Origin of the sequence: Sulfolobus islandicus Y.N.15.51 (genome assembly GCF_000022485.1) — an archaeon.
GTDB classification, from domain to species: Archaea; Thermoproteota; Thermoprotei_A; order Sulfolobales; family Sulfolobaceae; genus Saccharolobus; species Saccharolobus islandicus.
The window spans coordinates 1,170,335-1,188,113 of sequence record NC_012623.1 but is presented as its reverse complement, the minus strand read 5'-3'; the positions used below and the strand labels follow the sequence as shown (position 1 = coordinate 1,188,113).

At 35.7% G+C, this 17,779-nt stretch carries 16 protein-coding genes; 1 reads left to right on the top strand and 15 read right to left on the bottom strand.

The window, feature by feature from the left end; genetic code table 11:
* Positions 1-7: 7 nt before the first annotated feature.
* Positions 8-640: a translin family protein gene (locus tag YN1551_RS06530; protein ID WP_012713781.1), complete on the top strand. Its 633-nt coding sequence runs from the start codon at positions 8-10 to the stop codon at positions 638-640.
* Here the strand turns inward: YN1551_RS06530 and lysX are convergent.
* The 15 genes from lysX to purC form a co-directional block, all read right to left on the bottom strand.
* Positions 621-1,469, bottom strand: a complete 849-nt coding sequence (gene lysX / locus YN1551_RS06525) for a lysine biosynthesis protein LysX (protein ID WP_012716204.1) — start codon at positions 1,467-1,469, stop codon at positions 621-623. The genes YN1551_RS06530 and lysX overlap by 20 nt on opposite strands.
* On the bottom strand, positions 1,470-4,625 hold the full coding sequence (gene carB, locus YN1551_RS06520) for a carbamoyl-phosphate synthase (glutamine-hydrolyzing) large subunit (protein WP_012717413.1): 3,156 nt from the start codon (positions 4,623-4,625) through the stop codon (positions 1,470-1,472). It abuts the gene before it with no gap.
* On the bottom strand, positions 4,622-5,725 hold the full coding sequence (carA, locus tag YN1551_RS06515; protein WP_012717412.1) for a glutamine-hydrolyzing carbamoyl-phosphate synthase small subunit: 1,104 nt from the start codon (positions 5,723-5,725) through the stop codon (positions 4,622-4,624). Before carA ends, carB begins: the two co-directional genes overlap by 4 nt.
* Complete coding sequence (argH, locus tag YN1551_RS06510; protein WP_048052302.1) at positions 5,709-7,043, bottom strand: argininosuccinate lyase; 1,335 nt, start codon at positions 7,041-7,043, stop codon at positions 5,709-5,711. The genes carA and argH overlap by 17 nt, the downstream gene beginning before the upstream one ends.
* Positions 7,043-8,218 carry an argininosuccinate synthase gene (locus YN1551_RS06505; protein WP_015581240.1) on the bottom strand — a complete coding sequence of 392 codons (1,176 nt, stop codon included), beginning with the start codon at positions 8,216-8,218 and terminating at the stop codon, positions 7,043-7,045. The genes argH and YN1551_RS06505 overlap by 1 nt, the downstream gene beginning before the upstream one ends.
* Positions 8,219-8,306: 88 nt before the next feature.
* A complete protein-coding gene (locus tag YN1551_RS06500) occupies positions 8,307-8,444 on the bottom strand; it encodes a ribbon-helix-helix domain-containing protein (RefSeq protein ID WP_048052438.1) in 138 nt (45 codons plus the stop codon).
* A gap of 92 nt (positions 8,445-8,536) precedes the next feature.
* Positions 8,537-8,992, bottom strand: a complete 456-nt coding sequence (locus YN1551_RS06495) for a hypothetical protein (protein WP_012713787.1) — start codon at positions 8,990-8,992, stop codon at positions 8,537-8,539.
* 57 nt (positions 8,993-9,049) lie between these two features.
* Positions 9,050-10,021 carry a phosphoribosylformylglycinamidine cyclo-ligase gene (gene purM, locus YN1551_RS06490; protein ID WP_187146861.1) on the bottom strand — a complete coding sequence of 324 codons (972 nt, stop codon included), beginning with the start codon at positions 10,019-10,021 and terminating at the stop codon, positions 9,050-9,052.
* On the bottom strand, positions 10,015-11,454 hold the full coding sequence (gene purD, locus YN1551_RS06485; protein WP_012716209.1) for a phosphoribosylamine--glycine ligase: 1,440 nt from the start codon (positions 11,452-11,454) through the stop codon (positions 10,015-10,017). The genes purM and purD overlap by 7 nt, the downstream gene beginning before the upstream one ends.
* A gap of 5 nt (positions 11,455-11,459) precedes the next feature.
* Positions 11,460-12,665, bottom strand: coding sequence for an amidophosphoribosyltransferase (locus YN1551_RS06480; RefSeq protein ID WP_012713789.1), 1,206 nt, complete (start codon positions 12,663-12,665; stop codon positions 11,460-11,462).
* A 5-nt stretch (positions 12,666-12,670) separates the two neighbouring features.
* Positions 12,671-14,026, bottom strand: a complete 1,356-nt coding sequence (gene purF, locus YN1551_RS06475; protein ID WP_012711497.1) for an amidophosphoribosyltransferase — start codon at positions 14,024-14,026, stop codon at positions 12,671-12,673.
* Positions 14,019-16,148: a phosphoribosylformylglycinamidine synthase subunit PurL gene (gene purL / locus YN1551_RS06470; protein WP_012713791.1), complete on the bottom strand. Its 2,130-nt coding sequence runs from the start codon at positions 16,146-16,148 to the stop codon at positions 14,019-14,021. The genes purF and purL overlap by 8 nt, the downstream gene beginning before the upstream one ends.
* The gene (gene purQ, locus YN1551_RS06465; RefSeq protein WP_012713792.1) at positions 16,139-16,813 is read right to left on the bottom strand and encodes a phosphoribosylformylglycinamidine synthase I; all 675 of its coding nucleotides are present in this window, start codon (positions 16,811-16,813) and stop codon (positions 16,139-16,141) included. Before purQ ends, purL begins: the two co-directional genes overlap by 10 nt.
* Complete coding sequence (purS, locus tag YN1551_RS06460) at positions 16,810-17,064, bottom strand: phosphoribosylformylglycinamidine synthase subunit PurS (RefSeq protein ID WP_012717410.1); 255 nt, start codon at positions 17,062-17,064, stop codon at positions 16,810-16,812. Before purS ends, purQ begins: the two co-directional genes overlap by 4 nt.
* Before the next feature lie 11 nt (positions 17,065-17,075).
* On the bottom strand, positions 17,076-17,777 hold the full coding sequence (purC, locus tag YN1551_RS06455; protein WP_012711501.1) for a phosphoribosylaminoimidazolesuccinocarboxamide synthase: 702 nt from the start codon (positions 17,775-17,777) through the stop codon (positions 17,076-17,078).
* Between the last annotated feature and the right edge of the window lie 2 nt (positions 17,778-17,779).

Sequence of the window (17,779 nt, the reverse complement as noted above, 5' to 3'; positions counted from 1 at the left end):
TCTCCTAATGGATAGAGTTAAAAGTGAGAATATGATTGAAGTTATTATGCTTGTTCAGAAAATTAAAGGTTATCTTGACTCAATTAGTCACACGCTTCAAGAAAGATTTGAGAATAGAGAAAGAGTATTGCTATTGGCTAGAGAATTAATAAGATATTGTGGCGATACAATCTCATTATCTCATAAGGGTAAAAAGGAAGAGGCATTAAGAAAGTATCAAGTTGCAATCTCTAAGGCATCTGAAATTCAAAAGATTATAGATAACTTTCCTGAACTATTATATGGTGACATAGGTACTGCATATCAAGAACTTGCTGAGGCTTCCATAGTGATCTCCTTGTATTTTGATGTAGACTTAAAACTTTCTAAAGAACTCGGTATTCCAGACATATATTATATAAGTGGAATAGCAGATGCGATAGGTGAGATGAGAAGAAGAGTATTAGAATTGCTCAAGAAAAATGAAATAGGTGAAGCTGAAAAAACATATGAGATGATGGAAGAGTTATACGAATTACTATGGAGTTTCGAGTATCCTAAATCCCTAGTCCCTGGACTAAGACAAAAGATTGATGTTATAAGAAGACTATTAGAGGAGACTAATCACGATATTTTTCTCGCTAAACTCGGTAGGTCCTAATAATATGATCTACTAACTTTTCGGCAACATTGATACCAGTTGCTAACATAAATCCTTTGAATTCTGGAACGTCATTTAGCTCGTTTATAACATATCCCTTCGATTTGTGCTCTAATATATCTATGGACACGAATTCACCTTTTACTAACTTTACAGACTTTACAGCCAATTCTCTTATCTTATCATCTAATTGAATAGGTGTAGGATTTCCTCCTAATGCAACATTAGCTCTCCACTCGTTAGGCGGAATATTTCTTGCATAGCATCCTAATAGCTCATCTCCTATTACTATACATCGTATATCTCTTTCTCTGTATTTGATATATTCTTGAATTATGTGTACTTTCAGCGCTGAATTGTTAAGCATTTCTCTATGCTCTATAATTGTTTTTCCTTCATAAACATCTCTTATTAAAGATACCATTCTCCCCCAACTCCCAATAGGCGGTTTATCTATTACTGGGAATCCCATCTGTTCATATGCTTTCATAGCTGCATCTGGAGACGCTGCTATAATTGAGTCCGGTATTGGAATCCCATTCCTAAATAGTTTGGAGTATGTTAGTATCTTATCTCCGCAAGTGCTGATGGCGTCTGTTGAATTTATCGTATGCACACCAGCGGCCTCTAGGATCGCAGATGAATAAAGAGCCCTATACATGCTCACTGGTCTAATTATTCCAACATCATACTTGCTAAGTGCTTTATTAAACGGAATAGGTTCTTGACCTACATTAATTACGTCATAGTCTATTTGCCTTTCATTTAATGCCTTTATTATTAACTTCTCCTCTTGTCTAATTATATCTACTACTAAGGCTACCTTCAATTATATTCCTCCTCCATACTCAGATATTTCAAAAAAGGTAAGTGAGTCGTAATCCAAGAAAGCCTTACTTACCTCATAACCTAATCTACCGTTGAGAATTACCGGAATATTGTAATCAACAGCTGTCCTTCTAATGTTATAATCAAATTTCTTCAGATACCCATCTGTCACTACTGTCTCTACCTTCTTAGCCCTTACTAGCTCTTCTGCCTTCGTTTTGTCTATTGTTTCAATGCCTTGTAATGGAAGCTCAGAGATGCTATAGACTGTTAGTCCAAATTTGACTAAATTAACTGCAGTATCCTTTAAGTAATCTAAATTTTTATCACCATAAACTAGTGCTATTCCGTTTTTATTTGGTATCCTATTGGGTATCGATGAAAGCCAACTCTTTAGTAATGCGTCATAAAATGTTACTCCGAATGATGCAGCTTCTCCAGTACTTTTCATCTCTGGCCCCAGAAATGGATAAGTCCCTCTTAACTGAGACCATGAAAATTGAGGACTCTTCACTGCCCAATACTTAGATGGAGGTTCATAATAGTCCTCAGAGAAATCTAACCCATTAAATATGGCTTTCATGGCCTCATTTATTAGATTAATACCTTTCGCTTTACTACTAAACGGCATTGATCTACTTGCTCTAAGGTTTAATTCAATTATATGTGGGGTATTATCCTTTACTACAAATTGAACGTTGAACGGCCCTTTTATATTTAGTTCTCTAGCTAGACTTAACACATTTTCCCTCATCTTATTTACACTATTTTCAGATAATTTTCTAAAAGGAATTGACATTGTTGCATCTCCACTGTGGACTCCAGCCTCTTCTACATGCTCTAATGTTATTCCTAATACCCTATTTCCATCAGAAACCCCATCAACTTCTGCTTCTATCGCGTTTTCAATGTACTTTGAGATTACTACTGGATATTTAGGAGAAATTTCAGTAGCTCTTCTTACATACTCGTAAAGCTCCTCTTCTGAGTAAGCTATTTTCATTGACGATCCGCTTAAAACGTAACTTGGTCTTACAAGAACTGGAAATCCTACTTCATTAACAAATTTCTTGATTTCCTCTAATGAAGTCGCGGATACCCAATTAGGCTGTGATATACCCAACTTATCTAATAGTTTTGAGAACTTTTCCCTATTTTCTGCAATATCCACGCTACTACCCGATGTTCCTAATAACCTCACTCCATTTTCCTCTAACTCTTTAGCTATCGAATTGCCTATTTGTCCTCCAGAAAACGTGGCAACATATCTAAACTTCTCCTTCTTAATTAAATCCAATACTCTTTCCACGTTAATTTCATCAAAGTAAAGCTTCCTCGCAATATCCCAATCAGTTGAAACGGTTTCTGGATTATAGTTAAGTACCGCCACTTCGTCAAAGTACTTTGACGCTGCCTCCATTAGAGATACAACACTCCAATCGAACTCAACTGAAACTCCTATTCTAAAACCTCCTGCACCAACTATTAATAATTTATTTCCTTGTGAGAATTCTAGATCGTCCTCAGTACCATTGTATGTTAAATACATGTAATTAGTAACTGAAGGCCATTCTCCAGCTAATGTGTCTATAAGTTTTACTACCGGTATTATGTTTGATTGGTCTCTAATTTTTCTAACGTACTGAGTAGATTTATTTAACGCTTTAGATATCTGCTCATCGCTAAATCCTAATTTCTTAGCTAGTTTTAATGTTTCCTCATCGATTTCTTTCAATATTTTAAGTGTTTCATAGAAATCCACTAATCCTTTGATCTTATTTAAAAAGAATTTACTAATTCCGGTAACCTCGTACACTTCATCAATTGTTGCTCCCTCTTTGAAGGCTTTAGCAACGTATAGGAACCAGTATGGTCTTCTTTCTTTGAGATACTTTAATGCTTCCACTTTACTCATCTTAGCTTCATATATCTTTCCACCTACGACCCCTGGCTCGCCAATATCCAACATTCTTACAGCTTTCTGTAAACTTTCCTCAAAGGATCTTCCTATACTCATAACCTCCCCCACGCTCATCATCTCAGTTGCTAGCGATTGATCAACGTTCTCAAACTTGCTTAAATCCCATCTGGGAATTTTAGTTACTATATAGTCTAAACTTGGCTCAAAACACGCACAAGTTCTTCCAGATACCTTATTTATAACTTCATGTAGTTCATATCCTAATGCTAGTTTAGCTGAAACGTATGCTAGCGGATAACCAGTAGCCTTACTAGCTAAAGCACTTGATCTAGACATTCTTGGATTAGTTTCTATAATATAGTATTCATAGCCTCTGGGGTTAAGCGCAAATTGTACATTGCACTCCCCGATTAGGTTAATGGACCTTGCAACTTCTATTGTGTAGGTTCTCATATTTTGATATTCAAGATTATCTAAAGTCTGACAGGGGGCAACTACTGTAGACTCTCCAGTGTGAACTCCCATCGGATCTAAATTTTCAATACACGCTATTACAGAGGAGTTTCCCTTCTTGTCTCTCATTACCTCGTATTCCAATTCTATCCAATGGTAAAGATATTTCTCAATTAGAACTTCTCCTATGTAACTTTGAGATAGCGCTCTCCTTATGTTTTTCTTCAGATCTTCTTCAGTCCATGCTACCATAGAACCTCTTCCACCTAAGTTGAAGCTTACTCTTACCATCACTGGATACCCTACGATTTTTGCGTTCTTTATTGCCTCTTCTTCACTCCTTGCGGATAAACTTGGAGGTACCGGTAAATTATTCTCTATCATCGTTTCTCTAAACTTTTCTCTGCTTAGAGCTTTCTCTATTCCATCAATTTGCGTTCCCAATACCTTTACACCGTACTTCTGTAATACTCCTTTTTTATGTAAATCTACACTAACGTTCAATGCTGTTTGTCCTCCAAATCCTATCATTATACCATCTGGTCTCTCCTTCTCTATAACCTTCTCTACTGCCCACCAGACTACTGGTAACATATATAACTTGTCAGCAAATTTCTTGCTAGTCTGTACTGTTGCCACGTTAGAATTTACTAATACGGTCTCTATACCTTCCTCCTTTAATGCCTTTAACGCTTGACTTCCACTATAATCGAATTCTGCAGCTTCAGCTATCTTTATGGGTCCAGATCCAATAACCAATACTTTTTTTGGAGTCTCCTTCATTTCACACTCACCATATTTCCAAATTTATCAAATATCCAAGTTGTATCCCAAGGACCCGGTCTAGCTTCAGGGTGAAATTGTGTAGTAATTATTGGTAATTTTTCATGGATTAAACCTTCTATTGTATAGTCGTCTGGATTATAGAACCAGATTTTAGTATTAGGCGGAATATCGTTTTTAGATATTATACCATACCCATGATTGTGAGTGGATATATAACATTTATTGGTATTGTTCTCAATTACTGGTTTATTTATTGCTCTATGTCCAAACTTCATTTTCTTAATCTTACCTCCTAATGCTAGAGTTGCTATTTGATGTCCTAGACAAATACCTAAGATTGGAATCCTATACTCTACTAATTCAGAGAACGTTTTGATTTGATTTTCCAGTAAATTGGGATTACCAGGACCATTGCTAAATACAACTCCCTTAGGATTAAACTCAATTATCTTACTAGCATTAAAGTTACAAGGTACTCTAACAATTGAGAATCCTCTCTTATACAGCCCGTATAAAATTCCATGTTTTATTCCACAATCTACCACTACGATCATATCTCCAGTATTTGGATGAAAGATTGGCGACTTAGGTGATGTTAATTGTGTAAAATCTATTTCATCGTATCTTTTTTCTAGATATTTTCTAGGATCCTCTATTTCTAAACCAGAAGCTATAATTCCCATTGTTGTACCATAAGTTCTAATCTTTTTTACAAGCATTCTTGTGTCAACATCAAAAACTCCAGGTATGTTCTCTGATTTCAGCCACTCATCTAATGTCAAAGAAGAGTTCCACTTAATAGGATATGTATGTTCAGCAACTATTAAGCCTTCAACTTGGATTCTTTCTGACTCGAAATTGGTTAGAATACCTTGCTCATACTTCTTTTCTGGCACACCATAGTTTCCAACTAATGGATGCGTAATAATTAATATTTGACCCTTATACGAAGGATCTGTTAAACTCTCCACGTATCCATTCATAGAAGTTGTAAATACCACTTCTCCTACCTTAATTCCTTTAGCCCCAAAACCATATCCTTCAATAAATGTTCCATCTTCTAGATATAGATAACCCTTTTCATTCCTCAATTCCATTTTCGATCACCTGTAATTCTCCCACCTTTGAAATAATTTTTAATTTATATACCTCAATTTCTTTTTCATCTTCTTCCAATTTGGTTTTTCTACTTTTTATCAAATTAGTTATTAAATCAAAATTAGGAGACCCGATTACTGCCTTCATATTAATTGAATCCTCTATTTTTAAAGTTGACTTATAAGAACCCTCCCTAACTTTTTTAGCTATCTCAAAGTAGGCTGATCTATAAGGTACTTTCTTATTTATGGAAAGTAGTTCTGCGTCATCAGTGGCTAAGCTAGATTCGTCAATGTTTACTTTATTTATTTGTATTTGGCTAAAGAGTGACTCTAAAACCCTAATTGAAGAAATTGTATAATTTACTGCAAGCCAATAATATTTGTTCATTTCTTGTAAATCAAGGTTATAACCGGTAGGTAAACCCTTGTAAATAGAAAGTAAACTAGTTAATATGCCTATAGACTCTGATACTTTTGCTCGCAGTATCTCCATTGTGACTGGATTTCTTTTTTGTGGCATTAAACTGCTTGTACTAACATGAGAATCTGGCAATTTAAGTAATTTATTTGATGAAAAGAAAATTAAGTCCTCAGCTATTCTGCTTAATACTACCATCAAAACAGTTAGTTCTGAGATTGTAGTAATAATATCTGCTCTCGATGACGTAGCGGACAATGTATTATATACTATATCATCAAATCCTAATAGTTCTGCTTCCTTTTCTCTATCAATCTTAACGTTTGTCCCCACTATTGCCCCAGAGCCTAATGGCGATCTATTAACTAGTTTTAATGTGAAAAATATTATTTCCCATCTTGAAGCTAACTCCTCCTCGATATAGGTTAAGTAGTGAGCAAAGGTTGTGGGTTGCGCTAATTGCAAATGTGTATACGAGGGAAATATTGTTGTAATGTGCTCTTTCGCTTTATCTAATAATGTTTTCCTTAGGCTATTAATCTCAGTTAGAAGTTCTATTAACTTATTTCTTAGTTTCAGTCTTAAAGCTGTAGCAACGTGATCATTTCTACTTCTACCTAATCCGATCCATCCAGCCTCTTCTCCTACATTCTTTAACAAGAAATCCTCTAACGCTTCATGGACGTCCTCATACCCTTGGCTAATTTCTTTAAACTCGTTTAATGCAGCAAGGATCTTTTTAGTGGTTTCCTTCTTTATATATCCACTCAAATAAAGGCTTATTATATGTGCCTTCATAGTCAATTTTACTTCTTCCATGATCTCTTTGTCGCTATCTATGGATGAGGTATAGTTAACTACTTCATCTTTTTCGGATCCCCATTTTCTATATAGCATCACAGTCCCCTTACTCTTCTCGCTATTAGTGAGTGCATTCCCCATATCTCTATAAATCCCCTAGCCATTTCGTCGCTCGGATACCATCCTTTATTATAACTAGCAAGTTTTTCAGAATATGGAGAGTAATCCGATTTTCTACCTAATATTCTGAACGAACCATTATTGACTTCTACTCTGACTTCTCCAGCAATCCATTTATTCATTTCGTCAGCAATTTTATGTAATGTCTCCCTAAGTGGTTCAAACCATAAACCTTGATATACTAAATCAGACCATAACTGATCTACGTATTTTTTGAATCTTAATTCAGTAGGAGTATAAATGGTCTTTTCTAAATCAATATGCGAGTAAATTAGACCTAGAGCTGCAGGTACTTCATATACCTCTCTAGACTTAAATCCAACAACCCTATTTTCTATATGCTCCACTCTGCCGAATCCGTGGTTACCAAACTTTAAGTTTAGTAAACCTATTAACTTATGTAATTCCATTTGTTCTCCATCTACGGCTGTTGGAACGCCATTACTAAATTCTATAGAGATTATTTCCTTATTGTTAGCGATCTGTTTGGTCCATTCAAAGGCATCTTCGGTGACCTCAACAGAAGGATCGGAGATTATATCTCCTTCTATACTTCTTCCCCAAAGATTCTCATCTATGCTGTATTTGCTGCTTTCAACCTTGATAGGTATACCTTTCTCTTTGGCATACTTTATCTCATCTTCTCTAGTCATGCTCCATATTCTAGCTGGTGCTATTATCTTGACGTCCGGGTATAATGCCTTGACTGTAAGGTCAAATCTAACTTGGTCATTTCCTTTGGATGTAGAACCATGAGCTACTGCATCTGCTTTCTCCTTTTTTGCCACTTCAACTACTTTTTCTGCTATTAATGGTCTTGCTAATGCTGTGGACAATGGATATACTCCCTCATATAGTCCGTTTAATTTTATCGCATACGATATATAATTGTTGGCGAATTCCTTAATGGCGTCTATTGTGTAGTGCTTTGAGGCACCTGCTATGTACGCTCTCTCTTCTATCTTCTTGAAATCATCTTTTTGGCCAACATCTACAGTAACTGTTATAACTTCGGCCTTAAAGGTTTCCTTTAGCCATCTAATCGATACTGTGGTATCAAGTCCACCAGAGTATGCAAGGACTATTTTCATTTCACAAAAAGGGTAAAGAAGTAGCTTAAAAACAATTGATATCATGAAAATAAGGGATTCTTGATGAATAGCATGTTAAAGGTTTCCTTTAGCTCTTACTCTTTATATAGAATTCAATTGCTTGCTTTATGAACTCAGTTCTACTATTTAGGCCAAGTTTTCTAGTATATATATCAATATCTCTCAGTACATCTTCCTTTAGTCTTACACTTACTACTTTTCGCATATATAATAGAATGTTGTCAGTTTTTAAAAACCTAAGTGGTGACTCCCAATAGGAAACAGTTAAAAAGAAGTTGAATATTACGTAAAAAATCATTAACTTACAGAAGTAAATATTACGGCTTTATTTTGTTGTATGTCTTTCTTTATTTTCTCTAATCTTTGCATCATGATATTAATATTTTCATTGAGAATCTCTTTATGGTACTTCCTAATATGCTCTTCACTATCTTCTTTAGCCACAATAATATTACATAATGAGCACTCGTATGATCCGTCGTTTTCCTTTTTGACTATTGGTGTAATTCCCTCTGAAATGGCTTTAAGTATTGGCACGAGTTTCTTAGCTTTTCCTTCACTTCCGCTCTTCTCAATAATTCTTTGGGCATAGCCGCGGAGTTGATGTTTTGAAATATTATATTTATAGGCTACTGTAGCTGGTCCTTCTCCCTTAACTAAGTATTCTTCTAATGCTTCTAATAGATAGTCGCTTCCACCTAGTATCTTTAAAGCTACGTAATTTACTAAAGACTTTATATCAGTTTGTTTCATATAGAGGCCACTGGAACCCTCTATATTCTTTAGAGTTTAAAAGGTATATACATAATTCTATACTCTGAGAATCTCGTTCTTATAAGTCTTTATAGTGATCCCATTTCCATTATATACTCTGCCAAGTTCATATACAGTTCCATATCTTTCTAGTTTTGTTTTTACTTCTTTCATTAATTCTTCTGAAATAAATAAGACAATACCTATGCCCATATTGAAAACTTTATACATTTCCTCATGAGGCACTCCTGCTTTTTCGATAATTTTAAAAATCTCTGGGGGTTCAGGCATATTTAAGACAATCTTATAACTAGTAAGCCTTTTAAGCTTAGTAAATGCACCGCCAGTTATATGTGCTGCTCCCTTTATCATATTCATAACTTCCAAAACTTGTTTGGCATAAATTCTAGTTGGTTTTAATAATTCCCTTTTATACTCATCAAGTGAAATCTTACCTTCTTCTATTAATTTCCTAACTAAGGAGTACCCATTAGAATGTATGCCATTGCTCTCTAATCCCAATATGTAGTCTCCAGGCTTTATGTCAACTCCAGTTTTTAGATTATCTACAACTCCTATCGCAGTACAAGAAAGATCAAATCCTCTAATCACATCTGGCATAATAGCGGTCTCTCCCCCAATAACTTCAACATCAGCATCTTTGGCACCTTGAACAATACCATTAATAATCTCATTTATCACATTATCCATAGGCTTTTCTAAGGCAATATAATCTACTAAGGCAACTGGCTTTGCTCCAACGCATATGAGGTCATTAACATTCATAGCAACGCAGTCTATTCCTACAGGTTTTATTATTCCAGTTTGTAAGGCTAGTGAAGTCTTTGTTCCTACACCATCAGTATGCATTGCTATGTTAAGATTACCTATCTTAATTACTCCAGAATAATGCCCTGCTCCTACAATAGTATTTTTATAAGTAGACGAGATTATTTGAGAAATTGCATTATGATAATTACGTAATCTTTCCAAATCAACTCCTGCTTTCTTATATTCTTCACTCACCACAACCCACCATTGGGAGACCAATCTGCAGAAACTCCAAGAATTCCTCTTTTTTCTCTATTTTTATAAGAATATCTTATAATTTCAGCCTTCTCGATCTGATATTCAACTGTCCTTCCAATGTCAGTTCTATATATTAATTTAGTATCGCTACTAACGTATTGAATACACTTATCCAAATTCTCAGAAGCTTCTCTGAAATCTCCTATTGCAACTATTTCTAAAGCTCTGGAGCCTTTGGTTATAAGCTGCATTCCCTCTAACGCCACAGATCCAAAAAATACCATACATCCATGCTCTTTCATCTTATCTAAATCCAAAACAATCTTACGTCCAGATGCCATTTGTTTCGAGATAGGATATCCTAAAGTAGCAACAGCTTTTACTATAGAAGGTTGGTCATTTAATTTTATACGAGCTTTACTCAAATGTCCAGTAGCAGTAAACTCAATTATTTCTCCAAAATCAGACTCTATTCTTGGAATTATGGCCGAAGCCTCTGGATCACCGAATCTTGAGTAATATTCAATTACCGTAGGCCCCCAAAGTTCAGTTAACATCATTTGCCCTGCTATGACTCCTACGTAATTCTCTCCAGTCTCTTTATATATTGCATCTATAGTCCTTTTAACTATGTCATAAGTTGTTTGGTACTCCTCGTTATTGATAAATGGGAGTAATTCAGTAGGTCCAGAAATTGACCCCATCCCTCCAGTCTCAGGGCCTATCCCATCCTGATATGCGTTCTTATAATCTTGAGCCAAAGGTAGAGGAATAGTTGTTTTTCCGTCAGTTAAAACATGAAGTGTATATTCTGGTCCATCCACTTTCTCCTCTATTATAATTCTTGGCTCACCTTCCTTATTGTATAGACTCCCTATATCGTTTACGCTTTTTGTCAGTGCCTCTCTTTTATCTTGTGTTAAGTAAGCCTCTAAGTCAGCTATTACCTTAACACCTTTTCCTCCAGCTTGGCCAGCGGGTTTAACTGCAACAGAACCTCCATATTCTAATATGAACTTTGCGGCGTCTTCTATTGTATAAAATACCTTATACCTTAACCTCCCCGGAATAGAATACTTCCACATTAACTCTCTTGCCCATGCTTTGGATTCCTCTATTCTAGCGCACTTTTTACTAGCTCCAAATACTGGTATTCCCTCTTGTCTAAGAACGTCTGCAATTCCACGGAATAATGGGTCCTCTGGCCCAACTACTCCAAAATCTGGGTTTACTTTCTTAATTACTTCCTTAACAATTTCTGGTTGGTTTGTGTTACCTATAAAATACTCTCCACCAGTTGCTTTCACTACTGAATTAATTCCAGGATTAATGTATGTCGACAGCCCGTAGACCTTGTAACCTTTAGTGGATTTTTCTAGTGAATGAGCTAGGACGTTTTCTCTTGCTCCATCCCCGACTAATAATACTTTCATTTTTCTCACCATGGGTATTTTTTAGTCATACACCCTAAGCAGAGGTTCCTATGTCCAATAACTCTGAATAGACCTTCTAAACTCAACCAATGTATAGAATCTGCACCTAAAACTCTAGCTATTTTTTCATCATCGAGATTAGCTGAGATTAATTCCTTTTCCTCAGGAACCTCAACCCCATATGGACATTGCGAGATTAATTTAGGACTTCCTATTAGTACATGGATTTCCTTTGCACCCAGTTTTCTCAAGTTAAATATGGTATTTTTAAGTGTAGTTCCTGTAACCATTGAATCATCTATAAGAATTATTCTCTTTCCTTTTACCGCACTTTTTATTGGGTTTAGTTTAAGTTGAACCCCAACCACCTTTAGGAAAGCATCAGATGATAACATTGTCCTTATTGGACTTCCAGTTCTAGTAAAACCCAAGTCTAGTGGTATGTTTAATTTCCTAGAGTAACCTATTGCGAAAGGTAATGCGGTCTCTGGAACTCCTATAACTGAGTCAGTCCTTATTGGGTATTCTAAAGCTAACTCTTCCCCTATTTTCACTCTTAAGTCATAGATATCTTTTTCGTTGACTATACTGTCTATTCTCGCTTGGTATACGTACTCTATAGTGCAATATGATTTTCTAGACATCCTTACTTGTTTTGATTCAATATGGTATTTGTCAACAATTACCAACTCTCCTGGATTAATTTCCCTTTTGAACTCAGCTCCTATTACAAGCATTGATGTTGGCTCAGAGGAAATAACCGCTAAATCAAATCCAAATCCACCTATGCTAAGTGGCTTAAGTCCTAATTCATCTCTATAGGCTATTAACTGGCCTTCTTTACTTATCGCTATGAACGAGATTGGTTTTTTAATCTCATCTATTGTCTTTTCTGGCTCCTTTATGACCCGGTTAAGAATATTTGTATCATCTATTATTCCATCAACGACTATGGCGCCGTTATCTAATGTCATTGGATATTTATTTCTGATTCCAGCATAACCTATTCCAGCCCATCCGTTTAGGTCTTTAATTTCAAGATCCTCAGGTGCTACGTTCTCTAATTTAGTAAATATATTTCTCTGCTTGTTTAATATTGCTATTCCACTTCTAGAGTATCCTCTATGTTGTAAGCCTATTAGGCCATAATATAAAAACCTAGATACGTTCCATACGTCATCGAATGCCAATATACCTAGTATTCCAGCCATTAATATCACTTCCCAAATACTCTTTCTAACTCTGTCGAATTATATTTAAATTTGAGAGGATAAACCCCAGAAAAACACGCGTTGCATAAATCCCTTCTACCTATTGCTTGTACCATCTCTTCAACACTTAGAAATTCAATAGAATCTGCATTCAACTCATTTCCTATTTCTCTTTCAGATTTATTATGGGCAATTAACTCTTCTCTTTTAGGAAAGTCTATTCCCATATAGCAAGGGTATTTTATCATGGGTGATCCTATACGTACATGAATCTCTTTGGCACCAGCATTACGTAGCATACTTATTATTCTCTTCATAGTATTTCCCCTAACTATTGAGTCGTCTATCAAAACTATTCTTTTATCCCTTACCGCATCAACAACCACTCCAAATTTCTCTTCTAATACCTCATTTCTCTTATCTTGAGTTGGCATTATGAATGATCTTACGGAGGAAATTGTTCTAACTAGAGGTTCCTCCAGAGGTATACGACTTTTTCTAGAAAAGCCCAACGCTATCGGTCTTGATGAGTCCGGCACTGGAACTACAATATCTCCATTAGCTGGATGTTTCTCTGCCAATAACTCACCTAACCTTATCCTAGCTGAGTAGACTGAATGTCCATCTATATTAGAATCCGGTCTTGCAAAGTATATATATTCGAAGGAACAAGTAGCATAATTCTTCTCCTCTTCATAGATCACTTTGTCATATAATATTTTGCCATTTTTCATTGTTATCACCTCCCCTGGTAGAATGTGTTTCAAAACGCTCCCACCTAGCTGTCTAATAACGGAATCCTCCGAGGAAACTACTAATGATCCTTCTAAAAATCCTAATACAACTGGATGAAATCCTCTAGGATCTCTAAATATCACAATCTCTTCATCATTCAAAAGAATAGCTACAGAGTATCCACCATCAACAACTTTCATAAATTCCTTTACGGTATCGGGAATAGAGTGAAAGGTTAATTTTTGCTTAAAGAACCTATATATAAATTCAGTATCTACTTTAAATGAACCAAATTGATAATAGTTACTTATAGTCCCATTAAATGTCACAACTACGCTTGAGTCACCTAAAGGTTGTGCTTCTTCAATTGAGCTTTTTCCACTTGTTGAATATCTTACATGACCTATTCCATTTTTTATAAATTTATTAAGATTTTCCTTAAATACTTCATCTACAAGTCCAAGTCCCTTAATTGTCAATATTTCCCCATTCTCAGCATATGCGATACCTGCCGATTCTTGACCTCTATGCTGAAGTAGTCTAATTCCCTCTACTAGTAGTTGAATATTTACTTCTTTAGGACTAGATACAGCAAAGATACCACATTTATCATGTATGTTACCCATTACCTATCACCTCCTCAAGAAAATTAAAGTAATTATTAACTATAGTTTTAAGATCATAATCTGTATTGTCAATGGTTAATATACTTGTTTTTTTATTAACTTTTCCTATTATAGATGCTACAATACCTTTACTCCTGCTCTTTTCAACTATCCATTCTGGTTCATTAGTTAAGATAACGAAACGTCCACTACTTTCAGAGAATAAATTCTCTACAACATTGTCAGTATCGCTCAAAATACTCTTAGTACTTATTTCTACTCCGTATCCATGAACTATTATGTTGAAAAGAGAAGCCGCTAGGCCACCTCTACTTATATCCTTCGCAAATGTAATTTTCTCCTCATTTATAGCATCAATTACTACCTCAGAAGATAATAGATCCTCTTGTAACCTTACTTTAGGAGCTTGGCTAGGAACCTTAAATATCTTTGATAATAGTGATCCTCCTAATTCTTTTCGTGTGTACCCCAGTAATACAACGTATGAACTATCTTCCACTCTATTTTTAAGTAATTTACCTTGAACTAACCCTGCCATTACTATTAAAGGTGTTGGCTTTATTGGTTTTCCTTGACTATTTTCATTATAAAATGATACTTTCCCGCCAACAATAGGTATGTTAAAGAATCTAGTAGCCTCCCCTATACCTCTTATTGCTTCTACGAAAGTATAGTAAACTTCTGGCTTCTTTGGATCCCCAAACTGTAAATGGTCAACTGCAACCATTCCTCTAGCTCCTACTGTAGCCAAATTTCTATAAGCCTCTGCCACGATTCCTTTTCCACACTCATATGCATCCTCAGAGCACAAGTCAGGGTTTCCATCGGCCTTTATCGCTAATAACTTGCCGTTAGGAAGCGAAACTACTGCGCCATTAGCATCACCGGGTTTGACTACTGTTGAGGTATTTACTTCATAATCGAACTGCGAATAAACCCATTCTTTACTTACCAAATCTGGATGTGATAATACAGTGTATATTGTGCTTTCTAACGATAAATCAACATTTTTCTCTTCAACGTTCTTCCTAACGTTTTTTATTGGCCATAAAAACTTCGGTGGCTCCAGTAACGCGTTTGTGGGCAGGGAAACGAGATCTTTACCAAAATATCTAAACTTAATTATTGGTTCACTAGTTATCTCACCTATTACACTGCAAGGATATTCGTACTCTTCAAAAGCTTTACATACTTCCTCAACGTTTTTCTCCTCCACTGCGTATAACATTCTCTCTTGTGTTTCAGATATGATTACGTCTGCAGGATCCATATTTTTTACACGTAACGGAATTTTCTCTATATCTACTATAGCACCAAGTCCATTTGCCATCTCAGTTACAGCAACTGCTAGCCCTCCGCCCCCTAAGTCCTTAATAGCCTCTACCTTATCAGCAATCTCTAATGTTACATCTAGTATAATTTTCCCAGCGAAAGGATCAGCTATCTGTACTGCTCCAATTTCGTCTTCACCACTTAACTTTCTGGACGCGAATGAAGCCCCACCTAAACCATCAATTCCAGTAAGTCCTGCTAACACTAATTTAAGTCCTGCTTTATCTACTATACTTGGTTTTATCTTATCTTTTCTAACTATTCCAATTGCTGCTACATCTACTAGCGGATTATCATTATATGTATCATCGAATGATAATTCTCCACCAACTACTGGAACTCCAATACTATTTCCATATGCCGCAATTCCCGCAATTATGTTCTTAAGTAACCATACGTTTTTCCTTATTTTTAGATTTCCAACCCTTATCATGTCCATGAGTGCAATTGGTTTAGCCCCCTTGCTGATAATGTCCCTTATTATTCCTCCTACACCTGTTGCGGCACCATTAAATGGATCAATTGCGGACGGATGGTTATGGCTTTCAACCTTTATTACTATAGCCCATCCATCTCCTATGTCCACTGCTCCAGCATCTTGCCAGTCTTTTATGCCCATTATGACATTGGGGCTATCTATGGAAAAGCTCTTCAAGAAGATTTTAGATGACTTATAAGAACAATGTTCTGACCATACAGCGTCAATCACCCTCCACTCAATCTCATTAGGTTCTCTATCTAACCTTTTTCGAATGTCGTCCATTTCTATCGGGAGAAGATTTAAGCCCATTTTCCTAACCTCCTCAAAAGAATTAACCCATCCACTGTTCCATCAACTGAGGTCAGTTTAAAGGAAGCCCTCTCCGGATGTGGCATCATTCCTATTACATTCCCTTCTTCATTGGCTATTGATGCTATATTAAGCAATGATCCGTTGGGATTTGTATCCTCACTTACATTCCCGTTCTCATCACAATATTGAAGAACCATGTTTGTTTTTGCATAATCTACATCATCTACATAATAGCGACCTTCTGCATGAGCTATGGGCATTCTTATTATTTTCTTGTCTAGTCCTTTAGTTAGGACTGTATCGGTTCTAATTACCTTAAGGGAAACCCACTTCGAGATAAATCTTAATTTTAAATTTGGTAACAAGGCCCCTTTTAATAGTCCGCTTTCAACAAGGATTTGGAACCCATTACATATTCCAATTACTATTTTTCCTTCTTCTGCCATTTGCTTAACTTTCTTTATAGTTTCTGTACTAGCTGCAATACTTCCAGCTCTTAAATAATCCCCAAAGCTAAATCCTCCAGGTAAAATTACTCCATTATATTTATCTGGATCGAATTCCTTATATTTTACTATCACTGTGGGGACTCCGGCCTCCATTAACGCCTTATAGACATCAGCTTCACAAGTAGTACCAGGGAACTTAACTATTGCAATCATTCTTTTCTCACTCTGGCGAAAATTTTATGAACTATTGGATTGTATAATCTTCCCTCACGTGCAATTTTCTCAATTAAATTCTTAGCATCTTCTTCATTATTAGCCTCAATTTTAAACTGAATGTACTTTCCTACTCTTGTCTCGATTATGTTGTTTGCGTATTTTTCAATAACATACCTTTGTATTGTTTCTCCTTCAGGGTCTCTAACGGAGTCTTTATTGATTATTATCAATTCTACATAGTATTTCATACAAGGGAACCTCATGAGGCAATTCTTTTTAGAAATTCTTCATATGAGGCTTTTACTGTTTTCAAATCGTAACCTTTTCTATATAAATCCTTATCGTATATTCTTGAATTAGGATCCCTAATCCTCATACTATCTAGTGATATTTCATCTCCTATCACTAATTTATCGCCTAAACGGCCAAATTCTAACTTAAAGTCATATAATATTAAGCCTTTATTTTTAATAAAATTGAATAATACATCATTTGTCTTCATCATTATGTCTTCTATATACTGAGCCTCCTTTCTACTCATTAATTTAAGATGTTCCATGTGGTAATAGTTAAGTAAAGGATCATGACGCAAGTCGTCCTTTAAGAAAAATTCTACTATTGGCGGTTCGAAAACCTCGCCCTCTTTTATTGGTAATCGCTTGACTATGCTGCCCGTTGCGATGTTTCTTAGTACAACTTCTACTGGTATCATCTTTAATTTCTTTACTATCATTGTTCTTTCATCTTTCATCCCTACGTAATGTGTTTCTATACCATTTCTTTCCAATAATCTAAAGAAGAATGCTGATGTTTGAGCGTTTAAAACGCCCTTACCCTCCATTACATCCCTTTTTTGACCATCACCAGCGGTTATATCGTCTTTAAACCTGAGTAATACATGATCTTTATCAAAATCATAAACTATCTTGGTCTTTCCCTCAGAAATCTTGTTAACTTCCATTA